This is a genomic window from Streptomyces sp. NRRL F-5126, from assembly GCF_000721265.1.
In the GTDB taxonomy this organism is placed as follows: domain Bacteria; phylum Actinomycetota; class Actinomycetes; order Streptomycetales; family Streptomycetaceae; genus Streptomyces.
In genome coordinates, this window is sequence record NZ_JOFZ01000002.1 from 103,472 (window position 1) to 123,771 (window position 20,300).

Annotated in this window: 22 protein-coding genes; 10 read left to right on the forward strand and 12 right to left on the reverse strand. The window is 71.9% G+C overall.

The features are described from left to right. Nucleotides 1–14 precede the first annotated feature (14 nt). A complete protein-coding gene (locus IH48_RS0104695; protein ID WP_030899494.1) occupies nt 15–434 on the forward strand; it encodes a DUF6304 family protein in 420 nt (139 codons plus the stop codon). 21 nt (nt 435–455) lie between these two features. Here the strand turns inward: IH48_RS0104695 and IH48_RS0104700 are convergent, their stop codons facing one another. Then, nucleotides 456–1,094, reverse strand: a complete 639-nt coding sequence (locus IH48_RS0104700; protein WP_051839171.1) for a hypothetical protein — start codon at nt 1,092–1,094, stop codon at nt 456–458. A gap of 131 nt (nt 1,095–1,225) precedes the next feature. Here IH48_RS0104700 and IH48_RS0104705 point away from each other — a divergent pair, with 131 nt between their 5' ends. After that, nucleotides 1,226–1,648 (forward strand): RidA family protein, encoded by a 423-nt coding sequence (locus IH48_RS0104705; RefSeq protein ID WP_030899498.1) that lies wholly within the window; start codon nt 1,226–1,228, stop codon nt 1,646–1,648. 22 nt (nt 1,649–1,670) lie between these two features. On the opposite strand, the gene IH48_RS0104710 is transcribed toward IH48_RS0104705, so the two are convergent. Further along, nucleotides 1,671–2,669: a YihY/virulence factor BrkB family protein gene (locus IH48_RS0104710; RefSeq protein WP_078849485.1), complete on the reverse strand. Its 999-nt coding sequence runs from the start codon at nt 2,667–2,669 to the stop codon at nt 1,671–1,673. 156 nt (nt 2,670–2,825) lie between these two features. Then, nucleotides 2,826–3,623, reverse strand: a complete 798-nt coding sequence (locus IH48_RS0104715; protein ID WP_030899503.1) for an SAM-dependent methyltransferase — start codon at nt 3,621–3,623, stop codon at nt 2,826–2,828. Nucleotides 3,624–3,819: 196 nt separating this feature from the next. On the opposite strand from IH48_RS0104715, the gene IH48_RS0104720 reads away from it, so the two are divergent. The 3 genes from IH48_RS0104720 (at nt 3,820) to IH48_RS0104730 (ending at nt 8,072) form a co-directional block, all read left to right on the forward strand. Continuing rightward, nucleotides 3,820–5,283, forward strand: coding sequence for a hypothetical protein (locus IH48_RS0104720; protein WP_030899504.1), 1,464 nt, complete (start codon nt 3,820–3,822; stop codon nt 5,281–5,283). A gap of 108 nt (nt 5,284–5,391) precedes the next feature. Next, nucleotides 5,392–6,702, forward strand: a complete 1,311-nt coding sequence (locus IH48_RS0104725) for an AAA family ATPase (RefSeq protein ID WP_030899507.1) — start codon at nt 5,392–5,394, stop codon at nt 6,700–6,702. 32 nt (nt 6,703–6,734) lie between these two features. Continuing rightward, on the forward strand, nt 6,735–8,072 hold the full coding sequence (locus IH48_RS0104730) for a DUF2201 family putative metallopeptidase (RefSeq protein ID WP_107059237.1): 1,338 nt from the start codon (nt 6,735–6,737) through the stop codon (nt 8,070–8,072). Between the two features lie 106 nt (nt 8,073–8,178). Here the strand turns inward: IH48_RS0104730 and IH48_RS0104735 are convergent, their stop codons facing one another. Together IH48_RS0104735 and IH48_RS0104740 are read right to left on the reverse strand one after the other, a co-directional pair. Next, complete coding sequence (locus IH48_RS0104735; protein WP_030899513.1) at nt 8,179–9,126, reverse strand: MerR family transcriptional regulator; 948 nt, start codon at nt 9,124–9,126, stop codon at nt 8,179–8,181. Between the two features lie 89 nt (nt 9,127–9,215). Next, nucleotides 9,216–10,046: a M55 family metallopeptidase gene (locus IH48_RS0104740; protein ID WP_030899515.1), complete on the reverse strand. Its 831-nt coding sequence runs from the start codon at nt 10,044–10,046 to the stop codon at nt 9,216–9,218. Between the two features lie 92 nt (nt 10,047–10,138). On the opposite strand from IH48_RS0104740, the gene IH48_RS0104745 reads away from it, so the two are divergent. Further along, nucleotides 10,139–11,026 (forward strand): GNAT family N-acetyltransferase, encoded by an 888-nt coding sequence (locus IH48_RS0104745; RefSeq protein WP_030899516.1) that lies wholly within the window; start codon nt 10,139–10,141, stop codon nt 11,024–11,026. Nucleotides 11,027–11,120: 94 nt separating this feature from the next. Here the strand turns inward: IH48_RS0104745 and IH48_RS0104750 are convergent, their stop codons facing one another. Continuing rightward, the gene (locus tag IH48_RS0104750) at nt 11,121–11,906 is read right to left on the reverse strand and encodes an SDR family NAD(P)-dependent oxidoreductase (RefSeq protein WP_030899519.1); all 786 of its coding nucleotides are present in this window, start codon (nt 11,904–11,906) and stop codon (nt 11,121–11,123) included. Between the two features lie 85 nt (nt 11,907–11,991). Here IH48_RS0104750 and IH48_RS0104755 point away from each other — a divergent pair, with 85 nt between their 5' ends. Next, nucleotides 11,992–12,843, forward strand: a complete 852-nt coding sequence (locus IH48_RS0104755) for a helix-turn-helix transcriptional regulator (RefSeq protein WP_030899521.1) — start codon at nt 11,992–11,994, stop codon at nt 12,841–12,843. 243 nt (nt 12,844–13,086) lie between these two features. Here the strand turns inward: IH48_RS0104755 and IH48_RS0104760 are convergent, their stop codons facing one another. Continuing rightward, nucleotides 13,087–14,451, reverse strand: coding sequence for a WD40 repeat domain-containing protein (locus IH48_RS0104760; protein ID WP_051839173.1), 1,365 nt, complete (start codon nt 14,449–14,451; stop codon nt 13,087–13,089). A gap of 144 nt (nt 14,452–14,595) precedes the next feature. Here IH48_RS0104760 and IH48_RS0104765 point away from each other — a divergent pair, with 144 nt between their 5' ends. Continuing rightward, nucleotides 14,596–14,808: a hypothetical protein gene (locus IH48_RS0104765; RefSeq protein ID WP_030899526.1), complete on the forward strand. Its 213-nt coding sequence runs from the start codon at nt 14,596–14,598 to the stop codon at nt 14,806–14,808. 194 nt (nt 14,809–15,002) lie between these two features. On the opposite strand, the gene sodN is transcribed toward IH48_RS0104765, so the two are convergent. Then, nucleotides 15,003–15,398, reverse strand: coding sequence for a superoxide dismutase, Ni (gene sodN / locus IH48_RS0104770; protein ID WP_030899529.1), 396 nt, complete (start codon nt 15,396–15,398; stop codon nt 15,003–15,005). A gap of 149 nt (nt 15,399–15,547) precedes the next feature. On the opposite strand from sodN, the gene sodX reads away from it, so the two are divergent. Next, nucleotides 15,548–15,976 carry a nickel-type superoxide dismutase maturation protease gene (gene sodX / locus IH48_RS0104775; protein ID WP_037841043.1) on the forward strand — a complete coding sequence of 143 codons (429 nt, stop codon included), beginning with the start codon at nt 15,548–15,550 and terminating at the stop codon, nt 15,974–15,976. Here the strand turns inward: sodX and IH48_RS0104780 are convergent. Beyond that, nucleotides 15,880–16,509: a CGNR zinc finger domain-containing protein gene (locus IH48_RS0104780; RefSeq protein WP_030899535.1), complete on the reverse strand. Its 630-nt coding sequence runs from the start codon at nt 16,507–16,509 to the stop codon at nt 15,880–15,882. The two genes, sodX and IH48_RS0104780, sit on opposite strands and share 97 nt — an antisense overlap. Before the next feature lie 90 nt (nt 16,510–16,599). Here IH48_RS0104780 and IH48_RS0104785 point away from each other — a divergent pair, with 90 nt between their 5' ends. Beyond that, nucleotides 16,600–17,397 carry a class I SAM-dependent methyltransferase gene (locus IH48_RS0104785; protein WP_030899538.1) on the forward strand — a complete coding sequence of 266 codons (798 nt, stop codon included), beginning with the start codon at nt 16,600–16,602 and terminating at the stop codon, nt 17,395–17,397. Nucleotides 17,398–17,590: 193 nt separating this feature from the next. Here the strand turns inward: IH48_RS0104785 and IH48_RS0104790 are convergent, their stop codons facing one another. The 3 genes from IH48_RS0104790 to IH48_RS0104800 are packed head-to-tail and all read right to left on the reverse strand — an operon-like array spanning nt 17,591 to nt 20,272. After that, nucleotides 17,591–18,352 (reverse strand): amino acid ABC transporter ATP-binding protein, encoded by a 762-nt coding sequence (locus tag IH48_RS0104790; protein WP_030899540.1) that lies wholly within the window; start codon nt 18,350–18,352, stop codon nt 17,591–17,593. Further along, nucleotides 18,349–19,290, reverse strand: a complete 942-nt coding sequence (locus IH48_RS0104795) for an amino acid ABC transporter permease (protein WP_030899542.1) — start codon at nt 19,288–19,290, stop codon at nt 18,349–18,351. The genes IH48_RS0104790 and IH48_RS0104795 overlap by 4 nt, the downstream gene beginning before the upstream one ends. A gap of 49 nt (nt 19,291–19,339) precedes the next feature. Further along, the gene (locus tag IH48_RS0104800; RefSeq protein WP_030899544.1) at nt 19,340–20,272 is read right to left on the reverse strand and encodes an ABC transporter substrate-binding protein; all 933 of its coding nucleotides are present in this window, start codon (nt 20,270–20,272) and stop codon (nt 19,340–19,342) included. Nucleotides 20,273–20,300 lie beyond the last annotated feature (28 nt).

Genomic DNA, 20,300 nt, shown 5'->3' on the forward strand with positions numbered 1-20,300 from the left:
CTACAGTCCGCGCCATGACAGCGGAGTCGAGAGACACATGGGCGGGTTGGTACAGGGACCGCCAGGGCCCGGAGGCGATCACGATCACCTCCGAGGACGGCCGGGTGCACACCGAGGTCCGCGGCGTCGAGTACCAGGGGGACGATTTCGCGACGCTCCGGTCCGTCGGCGCCGGTGCGGAACTGGCCTCCTGCGTGCTCGAGTGGGACATGCCCCTGGCGGTGACGGCCGCCGAGGACACGCAACGGGCCACGCTCAGCTGCCTCTTGACGCTCGGCGACAAGGGGCCTGAGCTGTCGCTCACGCTGCACTGGGGCGGTGCCGCCTACGACTCGGGCATCGCGGGCGGCGGCTTCCGTGAGGCGCTCGGCCGCATCGGCCGTCAGCTGCCCGCCGGCACGGAGCTCGCCGGCAGGACACTGGTCGGCGCCTGACCGGTCACTGGCCCGCCGGGCTCATGGCGCGGCGGCCGGACCGTCGTCGTGGACCACGTACGCCTCCTCGACGTCCACGGCGCGGAACCCGGCGGCCACCAGCGCCGCGAGCAGCTCCTCGAGCCGTGCCCTGGCGCCCCGCCGGCCCACACCCGGTGCGCGCTGCACGAGCAGCCGCTCCTGCACTCCCCGCGCAGGCACGGCGCGGGCCAGTCGTGACAGCCGAGCCGAGCAGCCGCCGGCGGCGCGCACGAGCCGGCCGGTCTCGTAGGGGATGGCCGCGCGCACCGTCACGCGGTGGGCGAACCACCGGCAGGGGAACGCCGCGGCCTCGGCATCCGACTGCGGCACGCCCTCGTTCCACGGCGCTGCCTCGATACGCGTCCTGACGACGCGGAACCCGTCGCGGGCCAGGCGCCCACCCCACTCCTCGGCGCGGGCGCGCTGTGTCGCGAGGTCCCCGGCACACTCCCGTACGACGGTGGGCCGCCCGGCGGTGCGCCCCCGGTCGAGCACACCGCCCTCGACCAGGAACCCGTGCTCCCGCGCCCACGCCGATGGCTCGCGCCCGATCCCGATCCCGAGCGTGAAGCGCAGCGAGAAGTCCCCGACGATCTGCCCGGCTGCGAGCCGGTGCGGGGAGGAGGAGCCGATGTCCATGGCGCAAAATACCAAGGAACCCGCCGCGTCAGGGTCCACTCGTCGATCCCACGACCCATAACAACTGGCCCTGTCGCCACCGGCTGTGAGAACAATGCTCCCACCGGTTCCGCTGTCCGAGAAGGAGCACCATGGCCGAGCGCGCGATCGTCAGCGGGTTGTTCCCGCCGCCCGGGTACGCCCACACCGCCGTCGTCGGCAGTGGGCGGCGGCTGGTGTTCCTGGCCGGGGCGGTCCCCCTCGACACGGACGGCGCTCTGGTGGGGAAGGACGACTTCGAGGCGCAGACGCGTCAGGTCCTCGCGAACCTGGAGGCGGCGCTGGCCGCGGAAGGCTGCGCGCTCGCCGACGTCGTGGCGACACACGTGTACGTGGTGTCAGGGCACACGCAGGACCTCACCCGCGTGTGGGAGGTCGTGCGGGCGTCGGGGCTGACGCTCGGACCGCACACGTCGACGCTGCTCGGTGTGGGCTGCCTCGGCTACCCCGGGCAGCTCGTCGAGATCACCGCGGTCGCCGAGGCGCCCGAAGAACCGGGGCCCGGCGCGGCGTGACGGTGTCGCGTGCCCCTCGCTGTCACAGCTTGCGCGTGTCGCGCGGCTCGGCGAAGGGCTCATCGCCGGGTGGATGGCCGCCCCCGATGGCCCGTTGGCGTTCGGACTCCACGTTCAGTACCAGGCCGAAGAGGATCGCGATGTTGGTGATCCACAGCCAGATCAGGAAGATGATGATCCCGGCGAAGGTGCCGTACGTCTTGCTGTAGCTGCTGAAATTCGCGACGTAGAAGGCGAACGCCACCGAGGCGATGATCCAGATCACGACGGCCACCAGGCTGCCGGGCGTCACCCAGCGGAAGCGCCGCTTGACGTTGGGGGCGCCCCAGTACAGCAGCGCGATGGCCAGGCTGACCAGCAGGACCATCACCGGCCACTTGGCGTAGTTCCACGCGGAGACGGCCGTGTCGCCCGCGCCGAGGACGTTTCCCGCCTTGCGCGCCAGGGTGCCCGTGACGACCACGCCGAAGGCCGTCAGCGCCAGCAGGACGATCACCGCGACGGTGATGCCGAAGCGCACCGGCAGTGCTTTCCACGCCGGCCTGCCCTCGGCCATGTGGTAGACGCTGTTGGACGTGCGCATGAAGGCGGCCACGTACCCCGAGGCGGACCACAGCGCGAGGATGATGCCGATCGCGAGCGCGACGCCGGCCTTGCCCTGGCCGCCGCCCAACTGCTTGAGCACGGACGTCAGGACGCCGTGCACCTGGCCTGGCGCGACGGACGCGACGTTGTCGACGAGCGGCTGGATCGCCGACTTGCCGATCAGGCCGAGGATGGAGAGCAGCGCGAGCGCGGCGGGGAAGAGCGCCAGCACGCCGTAGTAGGTCAGGGCTGCCGCCTTGTCCGTCAGCGCCTCGGCCTTGAACTGCCTGCCGGCACGCTTCAGCACGTCCTTCCAGGACCGCTTGGGCAGGTCCCCCGGCCCCTTGGCCGTGCTCCCGCCACGCCCCGCGCCGCCGGCCCTTCCGCCCCCACCGCCGCTGTCGTGCGGCCGGTCGGATCCCTCGGATCGTGCCATGACTCCTCCGTCACCTCCGCCCTCACCGGATGGACCCGGGGGCGCCCGCCACAGAGCAGCGACGCTAGGGCGGCGGACGGGCGATGCCGGTGACCCGGGATCCACCTCACGACGAGGTCACCCGCACGGAGCAACGCGTCCCGCGGTCGACGACGGCTAGGGCGACGCCTGTGCCACGCGGGCCACACCCGCGTACACGCCCGCGTCCGAGTACGCGGGGCCGGGGGTGTCGCGGAACCACCGCGAGACGGTGACCAGACCCGGCTCGACGAGATCGAGCCCGTCGAAGAAGCGCGCACACGCGGCGCGGTCACGCGGAACGAGCTGCATACCGCCGCGGCGGTACGCTTCGATCACCTCACGCGCGCGCTCGGCGTGCAGGTCGGACGCGGCGTGCGACAGCACGAGGTGGCTGCCGGACGGCAGCGCCCGCACGAGTTCGGCGACCAGCGCGTGCGGGTCGCAGCTGTCGGGCAGGAAGTGCAGCAGCCCGATCAGGGACAGGGCGACGGGCCGCCGCAGGTCCAGCGTCGCGCGGGCGCCTTCGAGGACGGCGGCGGTCTCGCGTACGTCGGCCTGCAAGTGCCCCGTGACGCCGTCGGGGTGGCTGACGAGCAACGCCTCGGCGTAGCGCAGCACAATGCGGTTGTTGTCGACGTACAGCACCCGTGCCGCCGGGTTCACGCCCTGGGCTATCTGGTGCAGGTTCGGCTCGGCGGGGAAGCCGGTGCCGATGTCCAGGAACTGGTCCACGCCCTGCCGCGCGAGCCACTCCACGGCCCGGTGCATGAACGCCCGGTTCTGCCGCGCCCCTTCGCGCGCAAGCGCGGGCAGCCGCTCGCCGACCTCGCGGTCGACGCGGTAGTGCTCGTTACCGCCGAGAAGGTAGTCGTACACCCCGGCGGTGCGAGGTCTGCTGCCGCTGTCGATCGCCGCGTTCGGCGTGCCCGTCATGGCGCCTGACCTTACGTCAGTGCCGAACACGAGCGCGAGCCTTGTGCGGTACTAAATACCGCTTTCGCCACCGCGCGGCGGCGCGGGGAGTCCCCAGAGGGGGGTGACAGCTGGTGATCAACATTGTTAGGCTGCTGAGAATGAACACATTCTCCGCTTATGGATTGGGGGAATCGTCGTCGCAAGGTGAGTGCTGATGGCACATCACCACGCGAACGACATTCCAGCCCACTTGTTGATGTGGCGGCGTGTGCGCGAGTACGCGGTGCCGCCCTCCATGATCGAGACTGCGACCGCGCGACGCGAGGTCGGTGACTGGGCAGGGGCGTGTGCCGCCGCCAGGATCGACGTCGATCTCGATCTGCGCGCCGTGCGCGACCGTCACGGTACCGAACTCGTCACCCGCCTTCGGGCGGACCTTCGTAGGCTGGCGCCGGATCTGCTCCGCTGGCACATGCCCAGAATCGCTCCCGACGGACGGCTCAGGCCCGGCCTCACCACTTCTCTGGCCGGTTACCGCGGTTTCGGTCCCGCGACGCCGCAACTGGTCATACGGACGCCACCGGCCTGGGCGGACGGCGGACAGCGGATGTCCTTGGCCCTGTGGGAAGGCCGACCAGGGGATGGTGCCTGCCGACACCATCCGCACCCGCATCCCGACCGGCGCTTCCGGCTCGACCTGCACCGGCATCTCTGGGACGCCTCGCTGAGCGGTGAACTGGCGTGGCGATGCGGTGTGCGAGGGGCGCTGCCCGCAACACCTCGATCGATCCTGCCGGACCGATCCGTCCGCCCGTCTTCCGGGTGGGCGGTGACACGGTGGGCCGCCGAGGCGGAGCTGCTGATCCGCGCCGAGGGACGCTTCTCTCCCGCCTTCGCCGTACGGCTCGGCGGTGGTGGCCACACCGTTTTCGAACTCGTAGCCCCGGACGTCAGCCATGTCCCTGCCTTCCGGCCGACGCGCGCGGTGCTCCCGCCCCAGGAGATCGCGGCGCTGCCTCTGCTGCCGGAGGCGGCGGCCCGGACCCTCCCGGATCTGGCGCTGGTGCGGGCCGGCCTTGTCGCGCCCGGGCGCCTGCATCCACTCGTCGCCTCAGCGCTGGGGGTGTCGGGCCACGCACCGGTCGATGGGCCGATGCCCGGGCCCGACGACCCCCACCGGGTGGAATGCCGGGACGAGATCCACCGGATCGCCCTCCGCGAAGGCGTGCTGACAGCGGTCGACCACGACCCGGAGCAACTGCGGCGGGAGAACCTGCTGGTAGCACTCGGCGGACCGCCGCTGCCCTGTCTGCGGGCGATCGCCGCGGCGCATCGCGAGCCCGAGGCACTGGCGGCGGTCCGTGAGCGGCTGGGCCACGGCGACATCGCCGGGGCGCTGACCGTGATCGAGGGGCTGCTCGGCCCCCGTGCGATTCTGCGGGACGGGCCGCTGCGAGACGAACTGCGATCGGTCGCGGCGCGACTCGTCGAACACGGCCTCTTCCGCTCGGGTCTGGCGGCCGCGCCACCCGGTCACGGGGCGGCCAAGGACGGGAACGCCCCGGTCGTGGGGCACACGCTTGCGGGCCACCGACCCCGGCTCGACCGCCGCACGGATCGCGCGACGCGCGCCAAGCGCAACAGCCGGAGCCGTCCGCGTACCGGCCTGTTCCACTGAATCACTGCCTGCCCCCGCGCTCTTACCGCGATGCGCGTGTCGCGCCGTTCGCACACCACCCACCGGGACGGGCTTTCCCGTGCCCACAACACGCCTCAGGTGATGCTCATGACCACCAGTGTCCTTTCATCCGCCACGCTCCCGACCGTCAATACGCCGGGGCCCACTGCCGGACCGTCCAAAACCGGAACCGGAACCAACCTCGGCCTCGCCGATGACCTCCTGGCCCTGCTCCGCACGACCACCACCGAGCAGCGCCCCGACGAGCAGCTCGAAGCGCTCACCCTGGCTGTCACGGCCGACCTGCCCGTTCTGCTGTGGGGTGAGCCGGGCATCGGCAAGACCGCGGCCCTGACACACCTCGCCGCCTCACTCGGTCTGCCACTGACGACCGTGGTGGCCAGCGTCCATGAGCCGTCCGACTTCTCCGGCCTGCCCATCGTGGGCGACGATCCGGCAGCGCGCGGGGTGCCCATGGCTCCGCCCCAATGGGCCGTGGAGCTGGCGCGGGCCGGGCGGGGGCTGCTCTTTCTGGACGAACTCTCCACAGCTACCCCGGCCGTCCAGGCCGCACTGCTCAGGATCGTCCTCGAGCGGCGGGTCGGTGAGCTGCAACTGCCTCCCGGAGTAAGGATCGTGGCTGCCGCGAACCCGCCCGCGTCGGCGGCGGACGGATGGGAGCTGAGCCCGCCCTTGGCCAACCGCTTCGTGCACCTGCACTGGGTGCACGACCCGCAAGTGGTGGTGCGCGGGCTGGGTGGGGTTTGGCCACGGGCGGAGCTTCCCCGGCTCGCGCCGGAGTCGCTCACCGAGGCGGTGGCCTTCGCCCGGCGCGCGGTCTGCGGCTTTCTGAAGGTGCGGCCCACACTGATCCATCGGCTGCCGAGTACGGAGACACGGCGCGGCGGTGCCTGGCCCTCACCCCGGACCTGGGAGGCGGCGCTGATCCTGCTCGCCTTCGGCACAGCAGCCTCCGTTTCCCGGGAGGTGCTTGCGCTGCTGGTACGTGGCGCTGTGGGCGACGGGCCGGGGCTTGAGTTCCTCGCCCACCTGGATCGGATGGATCTGCCGGACCCGGAGACTCTGCTCGCCGACCCGCGCTCCGCCGAACTCCCGGAGCGGGGCGATTTGCGGCAGGCTGCCCTGGACGCAGTGGTGGCCGCTGTCGGTGCGCGCCCGAGGAGAGACCGGTGGGAGGCGGGCTGGGCGGTGCTGGTGCGGGCGCTGGAGACCGGCGCCCCTGACCTCCTGGTCGCCCCGGCGACGGCACTGGCCGCGTTGCGGCGTGACGACTGGGAAGTACCGGAGGCAGTGGACCGGCTGGCTGGGATCGTCGATCTCGCTCGTCGGGCAGACCGATCGGTGGGACGGGCCGTGGCGTCCACCAAGGCCGGACGTGCGACGGGTGCACGCCGATGACGGGATCCGCGAAGCGCCCGCTGCCTCGCCCGATGTCCCGGCCCGAGCCGCTGCGCCCGGAGGGAGCTGCCCTGCCCGCGCCTTCGGCCGGCCCCGATGAGCAGGCCGTAAGGCCCGGGCTCCCACTGGACACCGGGAAGTTGCTTGCTGCCAGGCTGCACGCGGTGAAGGTCCGTCCCTACCTGGCCGACGCGCTCTTCGCGCTGCACGTGGTGGAGGACCGGTCGGTGCCGACGATGGCCGTGGACACCCACTGGCGCTGTTACGTGTCTCCTGGCTTCGTGGCGCGTACCCCGGTGGAGGAACTGGCGGGCGTGTGGGTGCATGAGGTTTCCCACCTGCTCCGGGACCATCATGGGCGAGGTGAGCGGTATGCACGGGAGCACGAAGACCACGGGCCGGACAGAGGCGGCGAGAGCGAAAGCAGGCCGGACGAACGCTGGGGGAGACTGCGACGCAATATCGCCGCCGACTTCGAGATCAACGACGACATCTACGGGGACGGCCTGCCCCTGCCTGCCGGGGCGGTCCTCCCGTCGCTGCTGGGTTTGCCGGACGGACTGCTGATGGAGGAGTACCTGCGGACGGCGTCAATGTCCGGTCTCTCCCCGGACCTTGCCTGGCTCGACTGCGGCAGCGGCGCCGACGGCGCGAACCGGCCGTGGGAGCTGGGGCCCGGTGGGGCACACGGGCTGAGCACACATCAGTGTGACGCGGTCCGCTTCCGGGTGGCGGAGGGAATCAGGGGCAGACCGGGCAGCGCACCGGCAGGATGGCGGCGATGGGCGGACGAGGCGTTCCACCCTCCCCAGCCATGGCGGCAGTTGCTGGGGGCAGCGGTCCGCTCGGCGGCGGGCGCCCCGGGCGCGGGGGAAGACCACACCTACCGGCGCCCCTCCCGCCGCTCGGCCGGACTGCCGGGAGTGGTGTTGCCGAGTCTGCGCCGTACGCCGCCCCGGGTCTGCGTCGTGATCGACACCTCCGGATCGGTGAGTGACGCGGAGTTGGGCAGCGCATTGCTGGAGGTGGCGGAGATCTCGCGGGCGGTCGGCGGGCGGCGCGACCTGGTCTCAGTCATCTCCTGCGACGTGGCGGCGAGAATCGCCGTCCCGCTCTGCCGTGCGGAAAGCATCGAACTGGTCGGCGGCGGGGGCACGGATCTGCGCTCCGGGTTCGCCCGGGCAATCCGTTCCAATCCACGCCCGGAAGTGATCGTCGCCCTGACAGACGGCCAGACACCGTGGCCGGCCGCGCGGCCGCCATGCCGCACCGTCATCGGCCTCTTCCCCCGCCCGTCCTGTGCCGTGAACGAAGAGGACTACGTTCCGGACGTCCCGCCCTCGTGGGCGCGAGTCGTCACGATCTGCTGAGATCCGGCGTGGCGCCCGGCCGGCAACTCCCTGTCCCAGCGCATCGGGTACATCACCCCAGGTGACGCCCCTGCCGTCCCGGGCTGCCCGGGACAGCGCCCTCGCCTCAGCCGGCCGCTCGCTTTCCGAGCGCCGTGACCGACCACTGGAGGGCCGGTGCCAGCGGTTGCGGTGACGGCCAGTCGTTGATCAGTGCGAGCAAGCGCAAGTACCGGTCTCGGCGCGGGTCGTGTGCGGTCGTGAGCCGCTGCAGCAGCAGGCGGCGCAGACCGCCGTCGTCCGGGCGGCCGAGGGCGCTCGCGCAGTGTGCTGTGAGCGCCGCGACGACGCGGTCCGCCTCGGGGGACTCCGGGGCGATGCCGGAGTCGACGGCCGCTGTCGCATGGTCGCGGACGATCGCCACCACGCCGGGGTGCGGTGGCGCGGAGGCGTCGGCGGGCGTATCGGGCACGTCGGACGCGTGGTCCTCCGCCGCACGTCGCAGACCGGCGCGGAAGTCCGGGTCCTGTGACAGCTCCGCCAGCTCCACCCATGCCTCGACCTGCTCCTCCGTCGGGTCGGTGGGGAGCTCGGGCGTCATCGAGCGCCGCGCCGCGGCATGGCGGGCAGGCGCGCGGTCGTCCGTGAGGACCGCGTCGAGGAAGCCGTCGATCAGCCTCAAACGTCCGGATTCGGTGAGCTGGGCAAGGCGGTGCATCCGTTCTATCTCCTCGGGGCGTGATCCGCGTGCGACCGCTGCTCTGAGCACCGCACGCCGCACGCGCAGGACGCCGATCCGCGCGTCCAGCGCGGCGGCGTGCTGCGCCGCGACCTCGCCGAGCGTCAGCTCCCGGTCGACGACGCGCCGAATCGCGTCGAGGCCGAGCCCCAGTTCGCGCAGCGTCCGCACCAACGCCAGTCGCGTGGCGGCGTCCGCGCCGTAGCGGCGGTATCCGGCGGGCGTGCGGCCGGCCGGCGCCACGATGCCGCGGTCCGAGTAGTAGCGGATGGTCTTGACCGTCAGCCCGGTGCGCCGGGCCAGTTCACCGATCGAGCAGAGAGCGTCGCCTTCCATGGCCCCACTCTCGTGCCTCCCCCGGCGGGAGACTCAAGCCGGTGCCCCGCCCACCACTGCCCCGCACGCCGGTTCGGCTCTCGCGCTGGTCAGCAGTACGGCGGCTGGTTGGTCAGCGAGGCCGCCACGCGCATCCAGATGCCGAAGAGCCGGTACAGGCCGGGCAGCGCGCCCTGCGCCTGTACTGTCCGGCTGTCCGTCGAGGCGACCCCCGGGATGCCCAGCAGGGTGGACGCCACGGACGCCGACTGCCAGCGGACGGCGAGGGTGGACGAGGCCGAGGCGGGTGCCGGGGCAGGCGGCAGTTCGGACAGGGCGGAGGCGACGGCCTCCTCGATGGCCGTACGTGCCTCGTGCGCCGGACGCAGCTCGGCCGCGAAGCGGTCACGCGCGCGCTTCACGGCCACGGTGGCGACAGAGGCGTCCCAGTCCGCCATTTCCGCGCATGCGCGGTCGTCGCCGGTGAGGACCGCCACCGGCACCCCGACGGCGGCCGCGGTCTCGTGGGCCAGCCCGATCTCGCCCACGGGGCGTCCGTCAAGCCAGATGTCCTCGATTTCGTGCCCCATGAAGCTGTGGCTCAGCACGCCGAGTGCTCCGGCCCGCGAGTGGTACCCGACGAGGACCGCGGCGTCGTGTTCGGGGGCGAGGCCTTCGAGCATTCCCATCTGCTTAGGCTTGCCGCGGATCAGGCGGGCCGCCGGGTGCAGGGCCTCGGGCAGGATGTTGCGCATGGGGCCGTGCGCGTCGTTCACGGTGATGTCCGTGGCGCCGGCCGTGACGGCGCCCCTGATGGCAGCGTTGACGTCCTCCGCCATCATCTGCCGCCCCCGCTCGTAGTCCTGCCCGCCCGGCTGGACGTCGCCGGAGTCGACGAGCCCCGTGATGCCTTCCATGTCCGCGCTGATGTAGATCCGCATGCCGCGTGCTCCTCAACCTTGATCGTTACGGAGACGTCCGAAGCCGCACGCTCGGTTCCCTCACGTCGAGAACATCAGGGATCATCGAGCGCATGCTCCCGGATGGCTGGCACCTCACCGAAGACGTCGACGACTTCCTCGTCCGAGCCGGGGAGTTCCTGGGCTCACGCCCCGCCCTGCACAACATGTCGCTGACGGACATCGAGAAGCTGCGGATGCGCAAGGCGGCTGGACGCGAAGCTCGATGCGCCGTCTTCGGCCGGTTGGAGTCAGGAGCAGAGGTACATGCCGCTTTCTGTCTCACTCCCCGCGGCCGTCTCGGCCTCACGCGCCTCTCCGCGGAGCAGGCGGATACCCTCGCCGCTCATCTGTCCGGCGTCGGCCTCGCTCCCACCAACGTCCTCGCGGACCACGAGACGGCGAGGGCTTTCGCTGAGGCATGGCAGCGACGCACGGGCGCGACGCCGCTGCCCTTCTGGCGGACGCACCTCTACCGCCTCGGCACACTCACCGCGCCGCAGCCGCGCCCGGAAGGCCAAGGGCGCGCCACGGAGGGCAAGGACCGCGAGCAAGTCGTGCGCTGGTGCCGGGACTTCTGCGTCGATGTCGGGGAGCAGCCCTCCATCGATTTGATAGATGCCGGTGCCTGGGACGACTCGCGCTTCGGCGACAGGCACTTCACGTTCTGGAAGAGCCCGGACGGCACCCCCGTCTCCATGGCGGCCGCGACCTCGGTCATCCGCGGCATGGTCCGCATCGACCCCGTCTACACCCCGGCCCACCACCGCGGCCGCGGCTACGCAGGAGGCGTGACGGCCAAGGTGAGCGAGGCCGCGCTGGCCGCGGGCGCGACGGACGTCGTACTGTTCACGGACCCGGACAACCCCACCAGCAACGCCCTCTACCAGCGCATCGGGTACGTCCACATCGCCGACTTCGCCGGGTACAGGTTCCCCTCCCGCGTACCGAAGGCCGGGTGAGGTCGCCGTCGGCCCAGTGCCGCCTGCCACCAGTGCCGGGCGACATCCGCCGCTGCATGACTGGCAGGCGCCCGGCAGCGTGTGCGGCCCCTGCTCAGGCGCCGGCGCCGCCGTCGACCGGCAGGATCGCGCCGGTCACGTACGAGGCCCGGTCGCTGAGCAGCCACGCGGCCGCCTCGGCGATCTGCCGGGGCTCGGCCATCCGGCCGAGCGGGATCGTCGCGGTCATCCGCTCGATGATGCCGGGAGTCGCGGCTTCCCAGGAGTCGATCATCTCGGTGGAGGTGCCGCCGGGGGTGATGCCGTTGACCCGGACACGATCACTGGCCCAGTTCACCGCAGCCGTCTCGGTGAGGCTGTTGAGCGCGCGCTTCATGGCTCCGTACGCGGGCAGGGCGGGGTTCGCGCGGCGGCTGCCGATGCTCGATGTGTTGACGATCGCACCGCCGCCGTTGCGTCGCATGAGCGCGGCCTCGGCGGTCATGGCGGTCCAGTGCGAGCGGAAGTTGACGGTGAACTGCTCGTCGATGTCCTCGTCGCTGACGGCGTCGACGGGGCCGGGCTGCCGCTGCGGGACCGCGCCGTTGTTGAAGGCGCCGTCGAGCCGGCCGTGCAGCTCCTCGACGCGGTCGACGGCGGCGCGGATGCTCGCGCGGTCGGCGAGGTCCAGGGTGACGGCGTCGGCGACGCCGCCGGCGGCGCGGATCTCGGCGGCGATGCCTTCGAGGGCGCCGGTGCTGCGGGCGGCGAGCACGACGGCGGCGCCCTCGGCGGCGAAGAGCCTGGCCGCGGCCGCCCCGATGCCGCGGCTGGCGCCGGTGATGAAGACGACCTTGCCGGTCAGCAGGCCGATGGGTGAGATGTCCGTGTTGTTCGTCATGACAACAGCGTCGGTCCGCGCCCGGGCCGGATACAGGCTCAAGCAGTACCAGGATCCGCCGCCGGGCAGCGCGCACACTTGCCGTATGGACAAACAGGAGCTCGGGGCGTTCCTCCGCAGCCGCCGCGAGCGGCTCAGGCCGCAGGACGTCGGCCTCCCCTCCGGCCCGCGTCGCCGCACACCGGGTCTGCGGCGCGAGGAGGCCGCGGTCCTCGCGCACATCTCCACGGAGTACTACATCCGGCTCGAACAGGGCAGGGCGCCGCGACCATCGGGCGAGGTCCTCGCCGGGATCGCGGGCGCGCTGCGGCTCACCGACGCCGAGGCCGACCACCTGCACGTTCTTGCGGGTACCGCGCCGACCGGCGCCCGGCTGCACCGGCGCGACGTCCGCCCGAGCATCCTCGCCCTCCTCGATCGGCTGCCGCAGACGGCCGCCTTCGTCATGTCCGCCGCATTCGAGGTGCTCGCCTGGAACCGGCTCACGGCCGCGCTCATGGAGGACTTCGCCGTGGTCGCCCCGGAAGACCGCAATCTCGCGCGCCGGGCATTCCTCGCGCCGCAGCGTCCCGATGCCACGCTGTACGGGCTCTCCAACGCCGCCGAGTTCCGCCACCACGTCGTCATGGAGCTCCACGCGACCCTGGCCCGCTACCCCACCGACCCCGCGGTGACCGGTCTCGTCGACGAACTCCGCGGCGGCAGCCCCGACTTCGCACGGCTCTGGGAGCGGCACGACGTGCAGGCCGCTGCCACGCTCACCAAGACCTTCCACCACCCGGCCGTCGGGGAGATCACCGTCGACTGCGACACGCTCGCACTCAAGGACAGCGACCAGCACCTCGTGCTCTACAGCGCGCCGCCGGGATCCCCCGGGGCCGACGCCCTGGCCCTTCTGAACGTCCTCGGGACGGAGGCCGCCGACTACCCGCGGTAGCGGCGCCCGTCGCGGGCGCCGGGAAGACGGTACGGGCCGAGTTGGTGGGGCCGGGGTCCGTCCCCGTGCCGTCGGAGACCGAGACCGAGACCGAGACCGAGACCGAGACCGCGGCCGTGCACGTGCCGCACGCCGAGACGCCGGTGCTGGGCGGCAGCCCCCGGCCGGGCACCCGGCCGGGGGCTGCCGCCCTCATCGGTGCCTACGAGGCGGTCGCCTTCGCGGACACCGGGGGCACGGTGGTCAACCGGCGCCGGCCGGGATCTCGGCGAGATCCGCCGTCGCCCACAGGCCCACCGGCTCATCGTCGCCGCCGGCGGCGAAGAAGCGGCCGTCGGGGGAGAAGCCGACGGCGCGGAAGGCGCACGCGTGGCCGGTGAGAGGTGGGCCGAACGGGCCACGGGACACCGGGTTCCACAGGCGGACGGTGCGGTCCATGCTGACCGAGACCAGCAGCCGCCCGTCGGGCGAGAACGACAGGCCACGGACCGCGTTGCGGTGCCCGGTGAGCGGATCGCCGACGGGCACACCGATGCGCGGGTCCCAGAGGCGGACCGTCCCGTCCCAGTCGCCGGAGGCCAGCAGGCGGCTGTCGGGTGAGAACGCGAGGGCCCGGATCTCGCTGCTGTGTCCGATCAGCGGTTCGCCCTCCTGCTCGCTGCCGTCCGGGCGCCACAGCCGTAGCGTGGCACCGGCGCCCCCGGAGGCGAGCAGGCGTCCGTCCGGCGAGAACGCCACGGCTTCGACCCCACCCGCGTGCCCAGCGAGCGGGGCGCCGGCCGGTTTCCCGGTCGCCGCGTCCCACAGCCGCAGGGTCCCGTCGAAGCCCCCGGTGGCCAGCAGGCTCCCGCCGGGGGAGAAGGCAAGAGCCAAGAGCGCGCTGTTCTCCGCGAGTGGCTCGCCGACGGGCGCACCGGTGCGCGGGTCCCAAAGCCGCACGGTCCGGTCGCGGCCCGCCGTTGCCAGCAGCCGGCCTTCGGGGGAGAACGCCACGCACCTGACCCCGTCCCCGTGCCCGGTGAGCGGGGCGCCCGCGGGCCCGCCGGTGGCCGCGTGCCACAGCCGCACCAGCGGGTCGTCCTTCACGGTGGCGAGGATTTTCCCGTCGGGTGAGAACGCCAAGGAGCGCACGCCGTAGCTCTGTTCGCCGAACAGGAGGCGGGTAGCGGGTACGTCGGCCGCGGCGGCGACCGCAGGCGCCTGGAGCGGCGGATCGGGGTCCGGTTTCGGCGCGGCAGGGCGGCGGGCCGCGGGCGGCCGCGCCGTGCGCAGCAGCTCCAGGTCGCGCCAGCGCGTGCGCCAGACCTCCAGGCGTGGGTCGTCGCGGCCGAGCGGATACGGGCGGCCCTCATGGTCGTGGGCGAGCAGTGTCCGTACCAGCGCCATCAGGAAGTCCAGGCGCGGCAGCCGCTTGCCGTTCAGCGTCTCGCTCACCGCCGCCGCCGACAGCGGCCGGTGCCGGGGAGCGCGCCGGGCGATCTCCCGCAGCGGCAGGTTGCCTCGCTCGATCCGCAGTGCCTTCAGGTCGGCGGCGAACACGGCCAGCCGCCGCCCGAAGTCGTCCTCCGGCGCAGCGGCGTTGCCGTGCACGGCGTCGCGGTCGGCCACCCGTCACCTCCTGGCGCGTGCCCACCAGGATAGGGAAGAGCCCGGTGTACCAGCGCCGTTCGGCGGTGTTCGCCGCAGTTCGGTTCGGTACGGGTTCGTTCGTGGCATGACGCCGACGGCGGCCGGCCGGGCTGTGCTGGAGGCATGACACCGCTTCCACTGCTGATCGGCCCGCTTCGGCGCGTGCTGCTGGTCGCTCTGCTCGCCCCGGCCCTGCTGATGGCCCTCGCCGCCACCGTCCCCGCGCTGGCGGTCCTGCCGTTCCTGACCGACGGCACAGACCGCGCAGTTCGGCTCCTGCGGGCGCACAACGCGTACCTCAGGACGCTGCTCACCACGAGCGCGCCCGCGCGGTGACGCCGGCGGCCCCGCACCCGGACAGTGCGGTGATCGGCCGGGCCCCGGGACGCGGCCGGCGCGGCCGGCGCGGCCGGGCGAAGAAGACCGCACCCGGTCCGTCATGGACGCCGTGCGCGGCGGCCTGCGGACCGGGTGCGGACAGGTGGACGACATGACCGGCGGGAGCGCAGGTCAGACGGCCTGGCCAGGCATCAGGCCTTCTTGGTCTCCCAGAAGATCTTGTCGATCTGCGCGATGTAGTCCAGGGCCTTCTGGCCGGTGGCCGGGTCCGCGGAGCCCTTCGCGGCCGACAGGGCCTTGAGGGTGTCGTTGACGAGCTGGTGCAGCTCCGGGTACTTCTCGAAGTGCGGGGGCTTGAAGTAGTCGCTCCACAGCACCGAGACGTGGTGCTTCGCCAGTTCGGCGCGCTGTTCCTTGATGACGGTCGCGCGCATCTGGTAGTGGGCGTCGTCGTTGCCGGCCATCTTCTCCTGGACGGCCTTGACGGACTCCGCCTCGATACGGGCCTGGGCAGGGTCGTAGACGCCGCAGGGGAGGTCGCAGTGGGCGCTGACCTTCACCTTGGGGGCAAACAGGCGGGAGAGCATGAGCTGTCCTTCCTCGTGATCGTCTTCTCAGGTGGGACATTACTCTGTGAGAAGCCCGCTTTCGCGAGTGCCCCGTGGGGCTTACGACAAAAGTCCGGCATCAGAATTGGACCGACGACCGAGTGCAGGAGTGACCGGGAGGTGCCGGGATGACCGAGTCGGTGCGGGAGCCGCGGGACGCGAGAGTGCCGCTGGGGATCGCCGAGGTGACGGGTCCCTCCATGTATCCGACGCTCAAGCACGGCGACCGGCTCCTCGTGCAGTACCGGGCGCCCGTCAAGGCCGGTGACGTGGCCGTGCTCAAGCACCCGCTCCAGCAGGACCTCCTCATCGTCAAGCGCCTCGTCGAGCGGCGGGAGGGCGGCTGGTGGGTGCTGGGCGACAACCCGGCGGCCGAGGGCGACAGCCGGCTGTTCGGCACCGTGCCCGACGAACTGCTGCTCGGCCGGGTCCGCGGCAGGTACCGGCCGCGGACGGAGGATCACCGCTCCGTGCGTGCGACGGCGGCCTGGCTGGCCTCGGCCGTGCGCCCCGTGCTCGCCGACCGCTCCGTCTCCAGGCGCTTGCGCGCCCGGTAGGCGGCGACGTTGGCGCGGGTCGCGCAGCGGTCGGAGCAGTAGCGGCGCGAGCGGTTCGTCGACGTGTCGAGGTAGGCGTTGCGGCACGGGGCGGCCTCGCACAGTCCGAGCCGGTCCACGCCGTACCCGGTGAGGTGGAACGCGAGGCCCATGGCGGCCGTCGCCGCGTACGCGGCCGTGGCGTTCGAGGTGTGCTCCGCGAGATGCATGTGCCAGTCGGGCCTGCCCTCGGCGTTGAGGGTGTCGTGGCCCGAGACCTTCGGGCTGACGGGGAAGTCCAGCAGCAGCGCGTTCAGGAGGTCGACGGCGAGCCGCTCGTCGCCCTCGTCCGCCGCCGTGAAGACCGCGCGCAGCCGTCCGCGCACGGCCCTCAGGCGCGTGACGTCCGCGTCCGTCGACCTGCGCGCCACCTGCGAGGCCGTGCCGAACAGGGCGCGTACGGCGTCGACGGAGGTGAGCGTGTCCGTGCCCCGCAGCGGCTCCTCGGTGTTGACGAGGCGCACCGCGTAATCCGAGTAAGAGGCCAAATCCACTTGTAGTCCTTACGGCGGCGTTCTATGGTTCCGGGAAGAGGGCGTAATGGGTGTCGTCCTGTTCAGGGTATTACGGAGGCGGAGGTTTTCATGCCGGGTGTACGGAAGACACAGGACGCGCGGGACGCACGGGAAGCGGCGGGCGGGACGGACTGGCGTGCCTGGCAGGAGAGCTGGGATCGCCAGCAGGAGTGGTTCATGCCGGACCGCGAGGAGCGGTTCCGGGTCATGCTCGACATGGTGGAGGCCCTGGTGGGGCCCGAGCCACGGGTGCTCGACCTCGCGTGCGGTACGGGAAGTATCACGGACAGGCTGCTGCGCCGGTTCCCCGGGGCAACCAGCACCGGCGTCGACCTCGACCCCGCACTCCTCGCCATCGCGCGCGGGTACTTCGCGGGCGACGAGCGCGCCTCGTTCGTCACGGCCGACCTCAAGGACCCCGGCTGGACGCGCGCGCTGCCGCACTCCTCGTACGACGCGGTGCTCACCGCCACCGCCCTGCACTGGCTGCACGCCGGCCCGCTGACCGAGCTGTACGGGCGGATCGCCGGCCTCACGCGCGACGGCGGCGTCTTCATGAACGCGGACCACATGGCGCACGAGGGGACCCCGCGCATCGACGCGGCCGAGCGCGCGCACCGGCACGCCGGCATGGACAGCGCGAAGGCGGCGGGCGCGCTGGACTGGGAGCAGTGGTGGGCCAAGGCGGCCGAGGAGCCGGCGCTCGCCGAGGCGACCGCCGAGCGGTACCGCATCTACGGCAGCCACGCGGACGGCGACATGCCGTCGCCCGACTGGCACGTGCGCACGCTCCTCGCGGCCGGTTTCGGCGAGGCGCGCGCGGTGTGGGCATCCCCGTCGGACACGCTCGTCCTCGCGCTGAAGTAGCCGCCGAGTCGCTTCCGGGCCGCGAAGCCGCCAAGCCGCCGAGCCCGGCGGCCCGGCCGGCGGGCGGAAGCGCCCGGTGGAATCGCGTGAGCCCCGTGCCGGAGCGGGCGGGGCCGCCCCCGCGCGCCGCGCACGCATCCGGGCGCGCGCCGTCGCCCCGCGTCCCCGGCACGGGCCGCGGGGCGACGGACCGTCACAGCACCTTCGACAGGAACGCCTTCGTCCGCTCGTGCTGCGGGTTCGTCAGCACGTCCCTCGGGTGGCCCGACTCGACCACCACGCCGTCGTCCATGAACACGAGCGCGTCGCCGACCTCGCGGGCGAAGCCCATCTCGTGGGTGACGACGATCATCGTCATGCCGTCCGACGCCAGGTCGCGCATGACGTCGAGTACGTCGCCCACCAGCTCGGGGTCGAGCGCCGACGTCGGCTCGTCGAACAGCATCAGCTTCGGCTCCATCGCCAGGGCGCGGGCGATCGCCACCCGCTGCTGCTGGCCGCCGGAGAGCTGCGACGGGTAGTTGCCCGCCTTGTCCGAGAGGCCGACGCGGTCGAGCAGCCGCCCGGCGCGCTCCCGCGCCGACGCCCGGGCCTCGCCCTTGACCTGGACCGGCGCCTCCATGACGTTCTCGATGGCCGTCATGTGCGGGAACAGGTTGAAGCGCTGGAAGACCATGCCGATGTCGCGGCGCTTGCGTGCCACCTCGCTGTCGCGGAGCTCGTAGAGCTTCTCGCCCTGCTGCCGGTAGCCGACCAGGTCGCCGTCGACGTACAGCCGACCGGAGTTGATCTGCTCCAGGTGGTTGATGCACCGCAGGAACGTCGACTTGCCGGAGCCGGACGGGCCGACCAGGCAGAACACCTCGCGCGGTGCCACCTCCAGATCGATGCCCTTGAGCACCTGCACGGCGCCGAACGACTTGTGCACGCCCTCGGCCTTCACCATCGCGGTCATGCGGCACCCCCTCCGGCGCGGTTGCTGAGGGACAGCAGGTTCGTGCGCACCCGCTGCCACGGTGTCGGCGGCAGTGAGCGGCTCGACCCGCGTGCGTAGTACCGCTCCAGGTAGAACTGGCCGATGCTGAAGACGGTCGTCAGGATCAGGTACCAGGCGGCGGCGAGGAACAGCATCTCCGCCGCCGCGCCCGACGTCTGGCCGATGTTCTGCGCCACCCGCAGCAGCTCCGAGTACTGCACCGCCGAGACGAGCGAGGTCGTCTTCAGCATGTTGATGACCTCGTTGCCCGTCGGCGGCACGATGACGCGCATCGCCTGCGGGATCACGATCCGCCACAGCGTCTTGCCGTGCGACATGCCGAGCGCCTGGGACGCCTCGGTCTGGCCCTCGTCCACCGACAGCAGTCCGGCGCGGCAGATCTCCGCCATGTACGCCGCCTCGTTGAGGCCGAGGCCGAGCAGCGCCGTCAGGAACGGCGTCATGAACGACGACCAGTAGTCCTTGTAGATGGGCCCGAGGTTGATGTACTCGAAGACCAGGCCGAGGTTGAACCAGACCAGCAGCTGCACGTAGACCGGCGTGCCGCGGAAGAACCAGATGTAGAACCACGAGATCGACGAGGTCACGGGGTTCTTCGACAGGCGCATCACGGACAGGATGACGCCGAGCACGATGCCCATCAGCATCGCCAGGACGGTCAGCAGCAGCGTCTTGCCCACGCCGCCCAGCACGCGCCCGTCGAGGAAGTAGTCGGGGACCGCCCCCCAGTTCACCTTCCCCTGGGAGAACGCGTAGATGATCAGGGCCAGCACGGCGACGGCTATGAAGCCGGACACGTACCGTCCGTAGTGCTTGACCGGGATGGCGCGGATCGCCTCCGGCGGCGCGGGTGGCGCGCCGGCGGATTCCGCCTCTTTGTTCATGTCGACACTCACTGCACTGTCTGCCTCTCGGTCCTCTCGGCCCTCGGTTCCCCCTCGGACGTCAGCTGCCGCCGTTGATCGTGGACGCGGTGATGGCGCCGTCCTGCGCGCCCCACTTCTGCAGGATCTTCTGGTACTCGCCGTTCGTGATGATCGCGTTCACCGCGGCCTGCAGCGCCTTGGCGAGCTTCGTGTCGCCCTTCGTCACCGCGATCCCGTAGGGGGCGGCCTGGACGGTCTTGCCCACCAGTTGGAAGTCCTTGCCGCCGCCGGACGTCTTGACCGCGTAGGACGCGACGGGAGAGTCGGCTGAACCCGCGTCCGCGCCGCCGCTGCGCAGACGCACCTCGGCCTGCTGGTCGGTGTCGAACGACTCGATCTTGACCGTCTTGCCCGCCGGGCACTTCTTCGCCTCGGCCTTGGACAGGTCCTCGGAGACCGTGCCGCGCTCCACGACGATCGTCTTGCCGCACAGGTCGCTCCAGCCGTTGATGCCCTCCGTCTTGCCCTTCTGGGTGTAGATGGAGACGCCGGCGCTGTAGTAGTCGACGAAGTCGACGCCCTGGCCGACCTTCTTGCCGCCCTCGACGCCGTTCTGGCGGTCCTTGGTGTCGGTCATCGCCGACATGATGAGGTTGTAGCGCTTCGCCCGCAGACCCGTCACCAGGGTGTCGAAGCTGCCGTTGTTGAACTGGAACTTCACCCCCAGCTGCTTGCCGAGCGCCGCGGCGATGTCCGGGTCCACGCCGGCCGTCCTGCCCGACTTGTCCGTGAACTCGACGGGTGCGTACGCGATGTCGGAGCCGACCTTTATGACGCCCTTGGTGGCGAGGTCCTTGGGCAGCATGTCGTGCAGCGGTGCGCTGTCCGCGCCGCCGCTGGACTTCTTCGTCTGGTCGCCGCAGCCGGTCAGGACCAGGGCGCCCGCGACCGCGACCGCTCCGACGGCGGCGACGCGGGACCGCAGGGCGATCGTGCGGGAAGTGGTACTCATGTCAGGTCCTCCGACGGTGGGTCACGCT

What these genes read in the sequence shown, in the direction of transcription:
- IH48_RS0104730 (WP_107059237.1), top strand. Translation starts at nt 6,735, where the DNA reads ATGTCCCGGCCCGAGCCGCTGCGCCCGGAGGGAGCTGCCCTGCCCGCG.
- IH48_RS0104790 (WP_030899540.1), bottom strand. Translation starts at nt 18,352, where the DNA reads ATGACCGCGATGGTGAAGGCCGAGGGCGTGCACAAGTCGTTCGGCGCC.
- IH48_RS0104725 (WP_030899507.1), top strand. Translation starts at nt 5,392, where the DNA reads ATGACCACCAGTGTCCTTTCATCCGCCACGCTCCCGACCGTCAATACG.
- IH48_RS0104800 (WP_030899544.1), bottom strand. Translation starts at nt 20,272, where the DNA reads ATGAGTACCACTTCCCGCACGATCGCCCTGCGGTCCCGCGTCGCCGCC.
- IH48_RS0104735 (WP_030899513.1), bottom strand. Translation starts at nt 9,126, where the DNA reads ATGGAAGGCGACGCTCTCTGCTCGATCGGTGAACTGGCCCGGCGCACC.
- IH48_RS0104765 (WP_030899526.1), top strand. Translation starts at nt 14,596, where the DNA reads ATGACACCGCTTCCACTGCTGATCGGCCCGCTTCGGCGCGTGCTGCTG.
- IH48_RS0104715 (WP_030899503.1), bottom strand. Translation starts at nt 3,623, where the DNA reads ATGACGGGCACGCCGAACGCGGCGATCGACAGCGGCAGCAGACCTCGC.
- sodN (WP_030899529.1), bottom strand. Translation starts at nt 15,398, where the DNA reads ATGCTCTCCCGCCTGTTTGCCCCCAAGGTGAAGGTCAGCGCCCACTGC.
- IH48_RS0104785 (WP_030899538.1), top strand. Translation starts at nt 16,600, where the DNA reads ATGCCGGGTGTACGGAAGACACAGGACGCGCGGGACGCACGGGAAGCG.
- sodX (WP_037841043.1), top strand. Translation starts at nt 15,548, where the DNA reads ATGACCGAGTCGGTGCGGGAGCCGCGGGACGCGAGAGTGCCGCTGGGG.
- IH48_RS0104695 (WP_030899494.1), top strand. Translation starts at nt 15, where the DNA reads ATGACAGCGGAGTCGAGAGACACATGGGCGGGTTGGTACAGGGACCGC.
- IH48_RS0104755 (WP_030899521.1), top strand. Translation starts at nt 11,992, where the DNA reads ATGGACAAACAGGAGCTCGGGGCGTTCCTCCGCAGCCGCCGCGAGCGG.
- IH48_RS0104705 (WP_030899498.1), top strand. Translation starts at nt 1,226, where the DNA reads ATGGCCGAGCGCGCGATCGTCAGCGGGTTGTTCCCGCCGCCCGGGTAC.
- IH48_RS0104700 (WP_051839171.1), bottom strand. Translation starts at nt 1,094, where the DNA reads ATGGACATCGGCTCCTCCTCCCCGCACCGGCTCGCAGCCGGGCAGATC.
- IH48_RS0104745 (WP_030899516.1), top strand. Translation starts at nt 10,139, where the DNA reads ATGCTCCCGGATGGCTGGCACCTCACCGAAGACGTCGACGACTTCCTC.
- IH48_RS0104750 (WP_030899519.1), bottom strand. Translation starts at nt 11,906, where the DNA reads ATGACGAACAACACGGACATCTCACCCATCGGCCTGCTGACCGGCAAG.
- IH48_RS0104710 (WP_078849485.1), bottom strand. Translation starts at nt 2,669, where the DNA reads ATGGCACGATCCGAGGGATCCGACCGGCCGCACGACAGCGGCGGTGGG.
- IH48_RS0104720 (WP_030899504.1), top strand. Translation starts at nt 3,820, where the DNA reads ATGGCACATCACCACGCGAACGACATTCCAGCCCACTTGTTGATGTGG.
- IH48_RS0104740 (WP_030899515.1), bottom strand. Translation starts at nt 10,046, where the DNA reads ATGCGGATCTACATCAGCGCGGACATGGAAGGCATCACGGGGCTCGTC.